The sequence below is a fragment of the Cerasibacillus sp. JNUCC 74 genome (assembly GCF_053667775.1).
The window spans coordinates 967,172-983,861 of the sequence record NZ_CM132207.1 but is presented as its reverse complement, the minus strand read 5'-3'; the positions used below and the strand labels follow the sequence as shown (position 1 = coordinate 983,861).

The 16,690-nt window shown below is 34.8% G+C and carries 14 protein-coding genes; 4 read left to right on the top strand and 10 right to left on the bottom strand.

Annotated features, from left to right (window positions below; all coding sequences use genetic code 11):
* Positions 1 to 633: 633 nt before the first annotated feature.
* On the bottom strand, positions 634 to 1,770 hold the full coding sequence (locus JNUCC74_RS04460) for a response regulator (RefSeq protein WP_454067072.1): 1,137 nt from the start codon (positions 1,768 to 1,770) through the stop codon (positions 634 to 636).
* 753 nt (positions 1,771 to 2,523) lie between these two features.
* Between JNUCC74_RS04460 and JNUCC74_RS04455 the strand changes: the two genes are divergently transcribed.
* Positions 2,524 to 2,829 (top strand): aldose epimerase family protein, encoded by a 306-nt coding sequence (locus tag JNUCC74_RS04455; RefSeq protein ID WP_454067071.1) that lies wholly within the window; start codon positions 2,524 to 2,526, stop codon positions 2,827 to 2,829.
* Complete coding sequence (locus JNUCC74_RS04450; protein WP_454067830.1) at positions 2,789 to 3,064, top strand: aldose epimerase family protein; 276 nt, start codon at positions 2,789 to 2,791, stop codon at positions 3,062 to 3,064. Before JNUCC74_RS04455 ends, JNUCC74_RS04450 begins: the two co-directional genes overlap by 41 nt.
* 1,116 nt (positions 3,065 to 4,180) lie before the next feature.
* Here JNUCC74_RS04450 and JNUCC74_RS04445 read toward each other — a convergent pair.
* Positions 4,181 to 5,536 (bottom strand): acetaldehyde dehydrogenase (acetylating), encoded by a 1,356-nt coding sequence (locus JNUCC74_RS04445; protein ID WP_454067070.1) that lies wholly within the window; start codon positions 5,534 to 5,536, stop codon positions 4,181 to 4,183.
* Between the two features lie 528 nt (positions 5,537 to 6,064).
* Here JNUCC74_RS04445 and JNUCC74_RS04440 point away from each other — a divergent pair.
* Positions 6,065 to 6,844 (top strand): helix-turn-helix domain-containing protein, encoded by a 780-nt coding sequence (locus JNUCC74_RS04440; protein WP_179104370.1) that lies wholly within the window; start codon positions 6,065 to 6,067, stop codon positions 6,842 to 6,844.
* Between the two features lie 664 nt (positions 6,845 to 7,508).
* On the opposite strand, the gene JNUCC74_RS04435 is transcribed toward JNUCC74_RS04440, so the two are convergent.
* The 8 genes from JNUCC74_RS04435 to JNUCC74_RS04400 all read right to left on the bottom strand — a co-directional run bounded on the left by JNUCC74_RS04435 (position 7,509) and on the right by JNUCC74_RS04400 (position 15,311).
* The gene (locus JNUCC74_RS04435; RefSeq protein ID WP_077319693.1) at positions 7,509 to 8,168 is read right to left on the bottom strand and encodes an L-fuculose-phosphate aldolase; all 660 of its coding nucleotides are present in this window, start codon (positions 8,166 to 8,168) and stop codon (positions 7,509 to 7,511) included.
* A 550-nt stretch (positions 8,169 to 8,718) separates the two neighbouring features.
* Positions 8,719 to 9,366: a class II aldolase/adducin family protein gene (locus JNUCC74_RS04430; protein WP_050351987.1), complete on the bottom strand. Its 648-nt coding sequence runs from the start codon at positions 9,364 to 9,366 to the stop codon at positions 8,719 to 8,721.
* A 13-nt stretch (positions 9,367 to 9,379) separates the two neighbouring features.
* A complete protein-coding gene (locus JNUCC74_RS04425; RefSeq protein ID WP_454067069.1) occupies positions 9,380 to 10,318 on the bottom strand; it encodes a 1-phosphofructokinase family hexose kinase in 939 nt (312 codons plus the stop codon).
* A gap of 165 nt (positions 10,319 to 10,483) precedes the next feature.
* The gene (locus JNUCC74_RS04420) at positions 10,484 to 11,830 is read right to left on the bottom strand and encodes a PTS galactitol transporter subunit IIC (protein WP_454067068.1); all 1,347 of its coding nucleotides are present in this window, start codon (positions 11,828 to 11,830) and stop codon (positions 10,484 to 10,486) included.
* Between the two features lie 101 nt (positions 11,831 to 11,931).
* The gene (locus JNUCC74_RS04415; RefSeq protein ID WP_077302264.1) at positions 11,932 to 12,207 is read right to left on the bottom strand and encodes a PTS sugar transporter subunit IIB; all 276 of its coding nucleotides are present in this window, start codon (positions 12,205 to 12,207) and stop codon (positions 11,932 to 11,934) included.
* Entirely contained in the window at positions 12,204 to 12,680 is a 477-nt protein-coding gene (locus tag JNUCC74_RS04410; RefSeq protein WP_454067067.1) for a PTS sugar transporter subunit IIA, read from the bottom strand. Before JNUCC74_RS04410 ends, JNUCC74_RS04415 begins: the two co-directional genes overlap by 4 nt.
* Entirely contained in the window at positions 12,643 to 14,700 is a 2,058-nt protein-coding gene (locus JNUCC74_RS04405; RefSeq protein ID WP_077319688.1) for a BglG family transcription antiterminator, read from the bottom strand. Before JNUCC74_RS04405 ends, JNUCC74_RS04410 begins: the two co-directional genes overlap by 38 nt.
* A gap of 335 nt (positions 14,701 to 15,035) precedes the next feature.
* The gene (locus tag JNUCC74_RS04400; RefSeq protein WP_454067066.1) at positions 15,036 to 15,311 is read right to left on the bottom strand and encodes a hypothetical protein; all 276 of its coding nucleotides are present in this window, start codon (positions 15,309 to 15,311) and stop codon (positions 15,036 to 15,038) included.
* A 110-nt stretch (positions 15,312 to 15,421) separates the two neighbouring features.
* Between JNUCC74_RS04400 and JNUCC74_RS04395 the strand changes: the two genes are divergently transcribed.
* A complete protein-coding gene (locus JNUCC74_RS04395; RefSeq protein WP_454067065.1) occupies positions 15,422 to 16,678 on the top strand; it encodes a lipase family protein in 1,257 nt (418 codons plus the stop codon).
* Positions 16,679 to 16,690: the final 12 nt, after the last annotated feature.

Here is a 16,690-nt window from a genome sequence, read left to right as displayed (position 1 = left end):
GTTTTCTCTTGGAAGTGAACAAAGGTAATTCCACAACATCTTGTAAAAAGCAACCACTTTTATGAGTGCCCTTCTCTTGTCCTTCGAGAGAAAACCCCGTATTTTTATGTGCAGTGTGGTCGTTTCGCAGCTTTCCTTAAGTCCCATCGCCTGAACTAAGTGACGTTATTTTCTACTTTAAACATCTTCATATTCTCTTTAATTCTTTGAAGCAGGAACTTTACGGCATCTGCATGTTCAATAGTGATGTGAGGAGCTAATATTAACTTATCATAGGAAGGAGAGCGAAGTTAGTAGCTCTAGCGTATGAGCTAGAGCTACTTTCAAAAATATTCATCCTATAAATCGAGGTGTCGTTTTTAGATAATAAAAGAAGCACTTCTTTCTTCATGAAACTTCAATTGAAACCCATGAAAAAAGTGCTTCTTTATCTATCTAAGAGGATGTTTATACAGTCCCGTAAATTTAAAATTGAACGTATTATGGTATATAACTTATCTCCCCGCCTAGAATTTCGATGAGTAGGATAGGTGTTGACATATAAATGGATATAAAATATTGACAACAATATGTCGCAATTTTTCAAAGGAATTGCATCTTATTGATCTCCGTTGTTTTAACCCATACCATTGCTCATTTATGAAGTACTATCTTGTTTTCCCAAGATCTATACCATTCTAATATCTTATTGCAAGGGGGAACTCCTATTTCCTCCTCTAAAAATGATTTTAATGCTTGATACTGTTGTTTAACTAAACTTGGACTGTCTTCAACATCATAAATCTTCATTAATGCGAGATGAGCTTCTTCCGTTTCAGGTAAAAATTCGCATATCTTTCGGTACCACTTTTTCGCTTCCATAAAATAATTATGAAAATAATAGAATTCTGCAATTTCTAACGCTTTTGATAACCAAACTTGTTCCCAATTATGACGCTCTGCTTCTGCCCACCAAAAATCAAAACCTTGTAAATATGCACCTTTATATTTAGACATAACGTCCAAATATTTATCTATCGATTGCTCTGTCAATTCAGGTAATAAATGAACGTTATTTTTCCATTCTTCAAAATCAACCATAACATTTCTTGTTCTTAGTACATACCCATCCAATGCATTTTGAATATGCATGTTTTTATAATATGGTCTTAATGTTTTACGTACATAATAGATAGTGGTATACAATAGATCATTTGCCCGTTCCAGCTCAATATCTGACCATAATAGTTCAATTAAAAATGATTTTCTCACCATTTTGTCTCTGTAACGAAGTAAATATAAAAATAACTCAAATGCTTTTTTAGTTCTCCAAGAAATAAATTCAGCTTTTCCTTTTACTTTCTCTATTGAAAAGGGTCCTAATACATTAATATAAAGTGGAGGCGTTTTCTCATTAGTTGCTGATATTGTATTACCATATTTTTTTATTCGTTGTACTGTATCTTTTAGTCGGTTCATAGAGATTGGCTTTACTAAATAATCTATAGCGTTTATTTCAAATGCCTTCGCTGCATATTTGTCATACCCGGTTACAAAAACAATATTGACTTCCGGGTTTTGCTTAAGTATTTTTTCAGCTAACCTTAATCCATTGACTTTTGGTAATTGAATATCTAAAAATACAACATCTACGTCTTGTTGAATGATTTTTTCTTTTGCTTCTGTAGGATTTGTGTATTTCCCTATAATGGTAATGCCCCCAATTTTTAAAATTTGTTGTGCTAAATACTCCAATGTAAGCCGATCATCATCAACAAGAATCGCTCTCATGAAATACTCCCCCTTGAAATAGTTCAAAAGAACCATGATGTTAAAAAGCTTAACAATATACTCTAAACACAAACTAAACAAAACGTTTTGTTAATAACAGCACAATAAAAATTTAGTATTTGGCAATTTCGACTATTAAAATTCTGCGATTATAACTGAATATATTCCCCTTTTTACGATACATAACTAGAGATTATACCGAAATTTCACAAATCACCTATGTAACTAGATTTGCTCTCTTGAAGACCAGATTTGCTAAATCTTGACTTTTTTCTTCTGCCACGATGGAAATGTTGACCAGAGTTTATGGAAAGGGTTATATGACCTTATCTATCGATAGAATGGATATGATCAAGAATGGACAAAAAGTGGAAAATGACTATATCGGTGTAAATAGTGGAATCATGGGTCAAATTCAATTGGTAAGGGAAAAAAGACCATGCTATCCTCCTTAATAGTCATCGGTTAATATATGAATATGCACCTTTGAAACTTGATCAGCATCAGATGCATTATTATTAACACGAAGAAGCAATGTACACTTGAGGATCTAAATATAATGGGCTTGCATATTTGCAACTGTACTTCCTATTGTGAGAGTCTTGAAGAATTATCACCTGCAACTTTTGAAAAACACAAGCATCTTAGTAAGGATATAAGATATTAAACACGTAGTATATGAAGACGAGCGAACCTTAAAGGCATTGAATAAGTTACAAACTGGAGATATACAAAGTTTCGGTCTATTATTGAATGAATCACACTTTTCCCTTAAAGGCGACTTCTGATCAAACTACTGGTTTAGCTTTAACAAACCATTCCTATTTCAATTTAAGCGGAAATTTAAAAGACACCATTTTAAACCATCATGTTACTATTAAAAGTAACCGATTTGGGAAACTCAATGAAACCCTAATGCCCACTGGAAAACTGCTTAACGTTGAAGGAACTACATTTGACTTTAGGAAAGGAAAGAAATTACATAAAGGTATAGCTTCCCGATTCAAAGAAGAACAGAATCGTAGGATCTGGTTTTATCATTATTTTATTTTTAATTGAAAATAGAGAGGAAAAAATAATTGTAAAAGAGGAGAAAAGCAGACGTGTTATGACTATTAAAACTAATCAGCCTAGGGTTGTTATGTATACAGGTAACTCCTTAGAAAAAGGATGGAAGCTTGTAGAAGGAGAGTCAAAACAATATGGTGTCTGTTTTGAAACTCAAGCTCATCCGGCTTCTTTACATCATCCGTTGTTCCCAAGTGTCGTATTAAAAGCGCATGAACCTTCATGAACCTTATCAAAAACAAACAACATTTTCGTTTGGTGTATATAAATAATACGTATATACATTAGAAAAAAATTGGCTAGCACCAAGCCTCGGTTGGAGGCGACTTGCTAGTTTCCTTTACTGAAATGCTAAATTTTTTACGGCCTTGAATAACTTTCTTATCGTAGTCAAAAGCTAGAAGTGCACGGTTAAATGTGTACAAACGGAAGATCATCTGGTGTGATAAAATAACGATATTCCCAAATCCTGTGTCCTATTAGATTCTTCCTTTAACGTAGCATCTTCTTTTTCTAGAAGTGTCTCGTACTATAGCTTCAGCTGATTTCTAGCTCAGATACATTCACATGCCTGGTTATACTGTGTTCTAGCATGATTCAGAGTAAGTACACTTTCTTCCCCTCCATATCTTTGCTTTATTCACTTGATGTACCATTTGGCAGTATTGACCTTAACTTGTATGGAAGTCTAATCTAAGTCACTAGTCTATCCGAAGTGCATGTTCCTCGAAGACCTGTACTTGCTGCTGATTCTAGCTTCCATCCTTGTCTATCTTATTGTTAATAACTGCTATTTTCGTGGTTCGAGATTTTTCTCCCTATAGAATACACGCGTCTAATTTACTAAAAGGCATGAGTCCTTACTATATTGAACTCATGCCCAACAGGCTGATAATAAAGTGAAACTTCATTCAGTAGGAGGTTTCTTCCATCTCCTACTGAATGTTAGCTTGAACGAATCGTGCATTTAGGTGCCGTTTTCTCCCACTTAGACCCTTTTGTATCAACTCAAGGCTCTTGAAGTGGGAGTCTTACGGCACCTTAGATGCGGGATAAATAAACTGTCCTTCTTTTGGAAAGCAGTCAACATCAGCTCATATGTCGACTTATTTCTCTTATTTGAAAAACTTGCTTATTATTTTACGAACTTCTGAAAGAAACGGTTCTACACTTCGACGTAAAGATCCTTTTTGTTTACTATTAGAAAGAGACAAAGTTTGTTGATTTTATTAAACCATGGATAATATAACACGATTTAGATACAGGACAGTAAAAGTTTTAAAACACGTATTGCATAATAATGAATCGATTCTAGCCTCCAAATAGAGAAACCTAATGTTTGTTATTCTTTATCATAAGCAATGCGATTAATGTTCATTAATTGACGTACACTTACATTATCAGTAATGCTACTTCCTCCAATTGCTCCACAACCTAACGTTAGTGAAGGAGCAAGGTTAGTTGAGTAGCCGATTCCGCCAAATGTTCCAGGGGTATTTATTAAAATTCGTGATGCTTTCGTGCGCAATCCAAAATCTTCTACTAGCTGATCATCACTAGTATGAAGAATAGCCGTATGACCTGCACCCTCATTTTCTAAAATAGCATTACAGGTTGTTACTCCCTCATCCCAATCATTAACTGTATACATTGCTAAAATTGGTGTAAGCTTTTCACGAGAATATGGATTATCATGACCGATAGTTGTCTGTTCAGAGATCAAAACTGTGGTGTCAGCAGGAACAATAATGCCACATAGCTTTGCAACTTCAGTTACCGGTTTTCCAACTATTTGCGGGTTCATCGTGCCATTTTCTCGCATAATAAACTTCGCAACCTGCTCTGACTCTTCTTTATTCATAAAGTAAGCACGGCGCTTTCTAAGTTCATTCACAACTTGATCCTTTATGCTTTTCTCCACCACAATAGACTGTTCTGAAGCACAAATAGTACCATTGTCAAACGTTTTACTAGTAATAATTTTATCAATAGCAGCTTCTATATCCGCTGATTCCTCAATGAAAGCTGGTCCATTACCAGGTCCAACTCCAATTGCCGGATTGCCCGAAGAATAAGCAGCTTTTACCATCTGCCCGCCACCAGTAGCTAAAATTAGTGCCGTATCCTCATGCTTCATTAATGCTTGCGTTCCTTCTAACGTTGGTGTCTCAATCACTTGTACTAGTCCTCTTGGCGCGCCTGCATTTACCGCTGTTTCTTCAACTAAGCGTGCTGCTTCCACAATACAATTCACTGCATTTGGATGAGGTGATAAAACAATTGCATTTCTAGTTTTTAATGCAATTAATGCTTTAAAAATAACGGTTGATGTCGGATTGGTTACTGGTACAAGTGCTGCAATTACTCCCATTGGCACTCCAACTTCTATCACTTTACTTACTTCATCACGATGAATAATCCCTACCGTCGGCTCATCTTTAATACTTTCATAAACTTGTTGACTAGCAAATAGATTTTTAGTTGTTTTATCTTTTACATTACCGAATCCTGTTTCTGTATGTGCTTTTATTGCTAAATCTTCTGCTGCTTCGGTTAATACTGTCGCAACAGATTTGACAATCTCATCTACTTGTTCTTGGGTAAAACTGGCATATATTTGTTGAGCCTGCTTGGCTTTATGAATAAGTGATTCAACCTCATATTCTCTGACGCTTTCTTTTGCTAAATTAATAGCCATGTTTGCCATCCCCTTTTCAATAATTTTCTATACCTCTATGATAAAGCGTTTACATAGAATACCGTTAGGATTATTTTTTGCTGTTTTTGGACTATTTTGATACTTGATCAACATTTCACAATATGATTGATCAACAAAATCAATTTGCATGGAATATAATGTAAACATGGTATAATTAGAATAGGAGATTAGAATAACTTGGCTTGTCGCCAAGTCTTTATGGTGAAAGCTATCGTTTTTCTTATACCATAAAGCCAAAAGTTTTATACTTTTCTATAGGGTAAAAAATTAGTAGAGGATCTCTGCTCTTCACAGGTTATAGGCAAAAACCAAGCGAGCTTTTATTGAACGTTGTGTCCCCTAACTTAACCTTTTGAATGGTGCCTGACTTTTTAGGAAGAGGAAGTTGCTACTAGGATATTTACAGAATGTCATCCAAAACGAACGTTAGATTTAATTATAGAGCTACTTAAATATAACTAGAATTAGTACTAAACATGAGTTTACTTTAAAATGAGGTGTTTATCCATGTGTCGTGTTTTAATAGCCAGTCCTGTAGAAACAGATCGTGCTTTTTTAAAACAAATATTTGCTGAGCATTTTTTTAATGTTACTTTTCTTGAGGACGCTTTATCGGCTGAAGAAGCATACAAACGTTCATTAGATAATCAGCTTGATATGTTAATCCTTGATATTAGTGGATCAAGCGATGAAATATTTCAATATAAAACAAATATTGTAAAACAACATCCAAATATTAAAGTAATCCTGCTTGACAAAGAGGCGAATTTTAAACATATTCAAACTGCAATACGCTGTGCTGCCATTGACTATATCGTTAAGCCATTAGATGAAGAAGAGTGTAAGTCGGCAATTCATCGTGCCATTTTAGCATTAAATCAGGTTTCTTTACTTCATTACGAGCGAAAATCAATTACAGATACAGTCAAAGAAAGCGCCAATCAGATGATGCAGTATGTTCATGAATATTTTAATGAGGAAATTAATTTAGAAACATTGGCACGCTTCATGCATTTAAATAAAAGCTATGTTAGCCGTTTTTTTAAAGAAACGGTTGGTATGACGTTTAGTAGTTACTTACGTCATTACCGAATAGAACAAGCAAAAAAACTATTGCGGACATCTGAATTAACCATCACCGAAGTTGCCGAGGAAGTTGGTTATCCGGATCTCACCTATTTTAGCCGTATTTTTAAAAAAGAAACCAACTACACGCCTAATGAATTTAAACAAATATTTCAAGGAGAACATACCCCCGCTGACTTTGCCTTTGTCGAAGGAGAGTAAAAAAAACCGGAAAAAACAACGTATCTATTGAGAGCTGCTTGCATAATTTTTGCCATCCTTGTCAGGTTGCACAAAAATAGTAGATAAACAAGAGCGATCGATTAGCGATTTATATATATCGAAGAACTTCCGGGATATAGTGAACCTTTATTCGAGGAGTTTTTTTCTCCTTGAATATTAGTACTACATGGGTTGTCCTAAAGACCTTTAAACGAATTGGACATTTGGATAACAATATCCCCCATTTAGACGTCTTTTGTATTCTTTATAACTCTTGCATTGGAAGTATTGCGGCACTAAATATGGATAAAGGAAACATGCCTCTAAAACAGGGGAATGCCGACGCCTGAGCAAGAAGCCCACTTTAAGTCGGCCTTCCTTTATATTCGAGCCCATGCTGTATTCATAGAAAGAGAGTGGAGTCTGCCACAGCCAAGCGCATAGGTAAGCCAAAGCTACTTCCAAAAAAGATTATCCATCCCTTCATGAATTTACTAGTCCATAGTTAGGGAGAATTCAAGTTGAAGAAAAATAGATGATGGAAAAAATAAGGAACAAAATAAAAGCCCTAGTTCAAAAACTAGAGCTCATACGAAAATTTATTTTCAAGATCTGTTAAAATGAGAAAGAAGTCAGACCTTTAGCCATGAAAGTAACTAATTTTCTATTCGTTTGTTTGCGGTTGTCCATAATCCTTAAAGCGTTCCACCATCATCGTCATTTCTTCATCTGATAAGATGACTGGATTCCCGATTGCTTTTGCTTGCCAGTACAAGCGGGCACAAAATTCCAACTGCTCTGTAATTGCATAAGCTTCTGCAAGAGAACTGCCGACTACATTGATTCCATGATTGGCTAATAATACTGCTTTTCTATCTTTCATTGCTTCCAGCGCATTCTCAGCTAATTCGTTTGTGCCGTATGTTGCGTAATTAGCACAACGGATATTTTTTCCTCCACTATGAGCAACAAGATAATCAATAGCCGGTAAATCAACATTCAAGCAAGAAATCGTTGTGGAATACAAAGCATGCGTATGAATCATAGCAACTGCATCATATCTATTTTTATAGACAATGGAATGCATTTGATGTTCACTGGATGGTCTTAGCTCCCCCTCAACCACATTACCATATAAATCCATAATGATGACATCTTCCTCAGTTAAATTATGATATTCAATGCCGCTTGGTGTAATTCCCATAAGCCCTGACTCTTTATCAAAAATACTAATATTTCCCCCGGTGCCAACGGTTAGCCCAGAATCGATTAATTTCTTTCCATATTCAACAATTTGTTTTCTCTCTTCTTTTAAATATTTCATCAGTAAACCCTCCGTTGTAATTATTATTCGTGAATGTTCAAAAAGTCGTAGTTAATGACCTAAACAAATTTCCTCATACATTAGAATGTATAAAATATAGTACTGAAGTTAAGAGCGCAGTAGAAAATTCAATCCCACAAGTAAAGCACCGCAATTTCTCTTCCTCTAATGATGTTGAAATTGAAAGGCGAAGTGCTGAGATACCTGAGCTAACATTGGTTCGGATAACAGAGACCCTATCGTACGAGAGAAACAGGTTTTCTAGTACATTAATTCTTAGCTAATCACATATCCATTGTCCTCTTTTTGAATATCATTATTGATTAATTATTATTTATTTTCCGACTTACTAAATTGCTCTTTCTCGTATTTTTTCTGAATCAATTCCTTATACGATCTTGCCTTATGGGGATACCATTTTCTGTATTTACTTTGAGCTATGATTGCCAAAATTAGAGCTAACATAGTAGGAATCATCCATCTTGTGAACACGGAAATGAGCAGACATAATGCCGAAAGAAAAATACATAATTGAAGAAAAAGCTTTTCCTTATTCATCTACGTTATAATTTAGCTCTTTATTTTCAATCTTACAAATGCCTAACTTATCAAACAGTAACGCTTTTTCGGCAATGTATGCATTGTATTCCAGACGCCCCAGATTATCATAAGCTTTTATTAAATTTGTATCTGTTATTAACACCCCATGCTTATTCAATAAAATGGCGTTAATTACAGATTCTAAGGCTTTATTCTCCAAATAATGTTTCACTTTTTCAGCTAATTCTTTCGAGGTTGCAGGAGCAAAATCCAGACATGGAATATTCCCAAATTTTTGCGTAGCTTCTGTTAAATTGGGCATATCTATCCCCATCGTTGCAAAAAACATTGACTGAAGTGCATGTGCATGGAGTACACAGCCAATCTCTCGATTATGTTTATAGCATGCCATATGCATATTAATTTCTCTTGTAATTCTGCCATCACCTTCAACTATATTTTCATCCATATCCACCACTAAAACTTGGTACGGGGATATATCACAATGGTATTTTTGCGACATATGGGTTGGTGTCATAATAATATGTTGATCATTTATCCTGACACTAACATTTCCCCCAGCTGTATTCGTCTCATATCGAGAGAACATTTTTTTCACAATCTCAGCCAACTGTTCTCTTTCCTCTTGATATAACAATTTTATCGCCACCTTATAGTTGAGTGATTTTTACTTGTTGCTTTAACTCCATTGCCGTCTTCACATCAAACGTTGAACTATCCTTGTTCATCACTTTACTTGCAGCACAACCACTAGCCAGCTTTACTATTTCTTCTATCGAAAGCTGATTCGCCAGCCCAGCTAAAAAGGCACCTACAAAGCAATCCCCAGCACCAGTATCGTTTACTTCTTTTACCTTAGGTGGAATGACACGATAGATCTTTCTATCATACCCACAGTAGCTGCCTTTTTCGCCTAACGAAGTAACTACATAATCAATGTCTTGGTTTAGTCTTTTTACTGTATCGAATAAACTTTCATGAGAAGCTTTTAGCTGCTTTAATTCAAATTCATTTGGTTTAATAAAATCTACCTTCATTTTGACAGCTAATTTAATTGCCTCACCAGATAAGTCACAAGCAATAAAACAACCAATTTCTTTTAAAATACGTAATAATTGTCTTAAATTATCGATCGTGAAATTAGTTGGTAATGAACCGGCGATTAATACCATATCTTCCGCTTTCACTCTGGCTTTTATCCTTTCAAAAAGTCGCTTTATATCAGCTTCTTCTACATGAAATCCTTTTTCTGTCAACATGATAGAGCCGGCTGAGACTTGCTCCGGTTCTATCATGATATAGCATTCCCTGGTGGTTCTACCATCTATAATCGTGAAGTCATGTTCCATGTTCTTTTCACTTAAAATCTGTTTAAACTTATCTATATTCCGACTCCCTGCAAATCCTAGAGCTAGGTTTTTTACTCCTAATTTCGACATAACGTAAGAAGCATGGGTTCCTTTTCCGCCAATATCATAAGAAACTTCCGTAATTCGATTGCTTTTTCTTCTTTCCAATTTCTCATTCAAGTATAATAATCGATCAATAGCTGGATTTAATGTTATTGTATAAAGTGAAACTTCATTCAAGATTCTTCATCTCCTGTTGAATGTTAGTACCACAAGGGTATGACCTGAAAGCCTTTGAACGATTCAAGAATTTAGGTGGAGTTATCTCCCACTTAAGCTTCTCCATATTCTTCACTACGAAGACTTACGGCATCTTATATTCAGGACAAAGCATTTCATCACCGACTATTTTTCTACCTTTAGTTCTTCCGTCCGTTTTAACATTTCTTTCCGGTACAGGATAAATCCTAATGCCCATACAACAGCCAATCCAATTCCTACCATGCTGAAACTCCCAAGCTCAGTTAAAATATATCTAAATGCAGGGTATTCAACCGTACTCCAGGTGATTTGCTGACCTGCTTCTAATTCAACCGCTTTTGTTGAATGTGCTAGGTTTGTCATAATATCGGCAAAATACGTTGCGGCATATAGGAATACCGGCGTGGTAATCGTACAGATCACCAGCATTCGTAACAAATTACCACCGGTTACAATTAATGCCGGTACAGCAAGCCCAATATTTAGAATTCCCGCAAATGGAAGTACTGCATTTCCTGGTAATATAAAGGCAAAGAATAACGTAATCGGAACCAGAATCGTCATCACAACCCATGCCTCACTTGATCCAGCTAATATCGGCCAATCAAGTCCAATAAATATTTCCCGATCTTTAAAGCGTTTTTTCATATAATCATTAATGGCTTCTGATAACGGGGATAGCGCTTGCATAAATAATTTAGCTACCATTGGGAATAACGTTAATGCGGCAGCTGCTTGCATCGACAAAATTAGTGAATCAGCTACTGAATAGCCTGCTGCCAAGCCCAAGAGAAACCCGATAATAAAACCCATTACATGATTTTCAGCAAAAATACCAATTTTATCTTTTAATGCACTTGCATCCATTTCTCTATTAAATACTTTAAATTTTCTTAAGAGCCAATCAGCCGGCATTAATAATGTACCAATTAAGAAAAAGTTATGGGAACTTGTAACACCTGGAATATTTGTTAACGTCTCGATCTGTTTTTGATTCAAATCAGCAAATACCAATTCAAGTACAACTACAATTGCTGAACCAATGAGGGCGATATACATGCTTCCGGTTACACCATAAATAAGTACAGCTGTGAAAATTTTTCCCCATACATTCCACAAGTCGACATTCAATGTCTTTGTTTTATTTAATAGAAGCATCACTCCATTAATGACGAGCTGAATAGGAAACAGTAGAAAAGCATATGGCCAAGCCCAGGATAATGAAGCAGCAGTTGTCCAACCACCATCAACAGCTGTTAATTCAATCCCTGTTCGCTCTGCTAAAGCTTGAGCCGCTGGTGTTAAAGCATCAAGCATAAAGCCAATCACAAGGTTCATTCCTAAAAAGGCGACTCCTAAAGTAATTGCTGCACTTAAAGCATTTTTAAATTTCATTTTTACAAATATTCCAATTAACAACATAACTGCAGGAACAAATACAGAAGCACCTAAATCTAAAATATATGAAAATATTGTTTTTAGCAGGTCCATGATTTTACCCCCTAATAATAGATAAATAGTTATCATAGCTTGACTGGGCAATTTAGATTACGTTTCGTAACATAGATTACCCAGTATCAAAGAAGTACAATTTACTTTAGCGCATCGAGTAGTTTTTGTGTTTCTTCTTCCATTCCCATACCGGTCAAGAAAGCTATTCCATTTAGAGTAGGAATATCATATTCTTTTGTATTTTTTGTGATTGAAATATAAACATCACTCGTTTTTATATATTGATCTAATGACTTAATATCAACTGCTTCTACACTTGCACGAACACCTTTTTCTTCAAGTATTGATTTCACTTTCGATGCTACTGTTTGACTTGTAGCTACACCTGAACCACAGGCTACAATTACTTTTTTCATTCATCTTCACTCCTAAATTGTTCTTGTAGTATTGCCAGCAATTCTTCTTCGGATGTAATAGAATGAAACGTGTTCACAAATTGCTCATCCTTGAACTTATCTATAATTAATGAAAGCAGCCCAACTTGTTTTGACGGCTCTTTTATTCCAAGCATAAATATGATATTTATATCAAGCCATGTATCTGTCGTCGCCATTTGTAAAAATCGCAATGGCTGATTTAGTTTAACAACGTATATAAATGGCTTTTTAATATGTTTTGTATCTGTATGCGGAATTGCCAATTGTACCTTTTCCGTAGACAGGCCTGTTGGAAACTCTTTTTCTCTTTCAATAATCGCTTGTTTAAAGGAAGTCTCTGCGTAACCGTTTTCTATTAAATCATTACTAAGCACTTCAAACATTTCATCTGTTGAATTAAATTCAGCATGTAGTTTAATTAATTCCTTCTGAAACAAATTTGCAAAATTCATCTTCTGCTCCTCCTAGACTGTTAAGAATGCTCTGGATGGTGAATATATTTTCTTCCTTCATCATTTGACACATGACGTTTTTATCCATAAACAGATTATTTAGTTTAATTAAAGTTGGTACATGATCATTTTCAACAGAAGGAGCTAAGGCTACAACAATCTTTACTTCTTCCCCATTAGGTGTAAAAGCTGGTTTTTTTAAAACGACGATTTGAAAATCCATTTTCTTTACCCCAAACTTAGCAGCCACATGAGGCAAATAAACATTTTCAGCAATCAACATTCGATCATAATTGCTATAAAAAACGTTCTTTGTTTTATTTATATAATGTTGTGTAATACTGTTTCTTCTAAAAAGAGGAAACATTGAAATATCAACGAGTTCTTCCCAATCGATGCTTTCTTTTAGGATACTTATATTATCAATGGAAAATTTAAATTGGTCTGATCCATTATCTGTTTGTACTTTTGAAGTATGTTGCTTTGCTAACAAACAACATACTTTTCTTGAGACAACATCGATGTATTGACTTGGAATATATGGCTGAATGACCTTCATAAGTGATCGTACTAACGGATCGCTGTTGTTTCTCATCTCACCTTGAACTCGATTTCTTAAATCTATCCGAGTTTGGCTATCCAATATTGGCGGAACAATAAACGTTGCTCTTTTATCGTTGATTGGAACTGTTGTGAAGATAAAATCAACTTCTTCCCCATCTTGCTCAAACTGCCTTACTGAATATGCACCAATAAAGTCTATTTCTGGAAACATAGCTTGCAATGTAACTAATAATAATTTAGAAATAGATGTTCCACTTTGGCATAGCACTACTGCTTTGAATATCGTTTCCGTTTCCTCTGCTTCATAAATCCAACTTAAAACGATCATACACAGATAAACAATTTCTTCTTTAGACAGCTCTCTGTGAATAATATCCTGAAAAGGCTTAACCGATTTTTTGACCACACAGTAAATTTCATGATATTGATCCAAAAATTCTCGTGTTAATGGATTATTGATTTGAAAACCGAGTAAACTTCGGTAGATGGCAGGTCTCATATGAAGCAGCACTTTATTCTTTAATTCATTTCTTCGATGCATATGCATCGCTAAATTTGCTTCAATATTATCAATAAATTTATCCGTAGCTTCTGATACTTCATCACCGTCTGTAATAGCAAGTGCTGACTCTACCATATTAGAAGCTAGAACTTGTAAGGATAAATAGAGCAAATCACTTTGCGTTAAAAAATCATAATCCCAAAACATTTGCCGAATTTCAGGAAACTCCACCGTATTTTTAATATCATATTTTTCTATTTTAAAAGACCACTTCGTATCTAGCTTCTTCGCTCGCTTTATAACAAAATGGATAATATACGGTAGTTCATCTAATTGTTCATCGGTTAATGTTATACCGATCCTGCTTTCTACTCGTTCCAGTCTTTTTCGTAATCGGAATATTTTTGAACTGTCTACCAGGTTTTTCTCTTCTAACAATATTCTTCCTGCTAAAGAACGAAGTACATCTTTTACTGCTGTCACCAGCAAATTCCGTATGGCAAACTCTGAACCTTTCATAACATATCCATGTTTTCGAGAATAGTCTACATCAATCTCTTTCTGCTCTAAATCCTGTTTAATTAATTTCATATCATTTAGTATCGTGTTTTTACTAACTAAACATATATCTGCTAATTCTAATAAGGATAAATATTTTTTCTCTACAGCCAATACAATAATGATTAAATTGTATCGAGTCTCAAATTCATGATGACTAAATAATTTTCCTTTTTCTCGAAAAATTTTCTTATAGCAAAGCATCTTAGCCGCTTCCGTCATGTAAACTGCTTGATCACTCGAAATAATAACATTCTTACTAAAGGAATCGTTAATCTTGTTAATCGTTTCTCTGACCTCAAGCTTGGTTAATTGAAACTCAATCATTAACTCTTGAATTTGGACATTATCTTTTAGTATCAGATGTTTTATGATTCTTGTTTTATCGCCTCCCATCACTTCACCTCCTTACCTTCATTAAGATCGTACCATAGGAAATACGACTATTTTCAACAATCTATCACAAAATAAATAAAGCGCTTTAATTGGATTGTGATGAACTTTTTTGGTTAGCTGATTAAACGATAAAAGCTCTTTAGAAAAACTTGGCTTGTCACCAAGTCTTTATGGCGAAGGCTAGTTTTTCTTATACGATAAAGTGAAACTTCAGAGGCACTTTAATTATATATAAGGAAAAGAAAAAAACCGATGCGTAAATCCCACATCGGTTTTTTAGTGTGCACCTAAGTGTTGTAGTTAGTAATATTGAAAGAAATCTATAACTTACAAATCTAATAATCACATGTTTTCTTCTTACATTCTTCTTTTCTGTCAGGAAAACCTTCATTTGTACCAATTGAAAGAATCTTTAATTTATCATTGAAAGTTACATGGAAACCAGCTTTATTATTTACAGTACCCTCAACAGTCAAAGCCCCCATTTCACTTTGAAACGGTTCTTCTAGCTCAACAGATTGAATGTTTTTAAAATTATTTCTTAAGTAACTCTCTGTTATCTTTTTTGCTTTTGCATTAGTTTCCTCATCATAGTTTTCTCTTGACTTCACAAAGCATCCTCCTAATAGTATAATGATAGAAAAAAAGAGAGTAAACACAATTATTAGACTTTTTTTCAAAAAAACTCACTCCTTATTTTTATTTTGAAAGGAATTTGTTTATGGGTAAAGACATTACTGATTACGAAGTAAGTATTATTTCCAACGACACTTATAGGAACAATAAAAAAAATATTCAAATTGAAACATCTTCATATGTAAAAATTTGGACAATCACCGAAACCATTAAAAGCCCTGATACTGGATTAGACGGTTACGTGCTCCAAAATCCCGATACAAATGCAATCGTTATCAGTTTCAGGGGAACAGAGTCTTCTAAAGATATTGAAGAAGATATTCAGGGAATTATTCTTGGTGATTCCGATTATACCAAAAAAGAATACGGAAAAACACCTTATTTAGGAACTCCATCCCAAGACGCAGCTTTAACAACCGGGAAAGCGAAACTTAACTCCAAAGATAAAACCCTCACGTATACCAACAAAAATCAATTTACAGAAGCTGCACCCATTGTTGAAAAATATGTAAAGAAACATGGAGCGAACAACATCGTTTTTACAGGACATTCTCTAGGTGGAGGACTTGCCCAATATTTCGCTGTCAAACATGACTCAAACGCCGTTACGTTTGCTGCAGCTGACGTGTTTGATCTTTTATCCAAAGAAGATCAGAAACGAGCTTTAAATGGAGAATTTAAAGATAATATTATTTCTTACACTTACCCTAATGACATCGTTGGTACTTTCTATAACCAATCCATTGGCTCCGTATACTATGTCGGCAATCCGGCAGACAAAAATGGAAAAACACTTAAGACTCACGGTATCAAGAACTATTTAAGTGAGGGGATGTTTAATGAAGAAGGATATTTACTCCCTCACCTGTTATATGGTGAAAAAATCCGGGGGCAGTTGCTATCCTCTCCGCTAGAATTGAAAAATAGTGGCGTTCATGACTTTCATGTCCGTATTCAAACCGAGCTAATGCATCAACTGGCTATGGAGATGCAAGAAAGTGAAGAGTTGGTTGCAACTACTAGAAGGGCACTAACTCGATTACTTGATGATCATATAGCTACAATGAAAGAGTTAAAAAATACATACAGAAATATGGTCGGTTCAGGAAAATATGATAAATTAAACACTGCTCATGTAGATGAAACTTTTCGTGAACTAGTTGATGTTGAGAGTGATGGTACACCATTATTAATTGATTTAAATGAATTTGAACATCTTCTAGAAAAACTCCGAAAAAGCCAAAATGATACGGGAGAAATAGCTTACAATATGGAAAAAATGAGTAAAGATTTTAAACACATGGATCAAATACTTGCTCAATGGTTACAGATACGTCAATAAGGGATGGTGCGG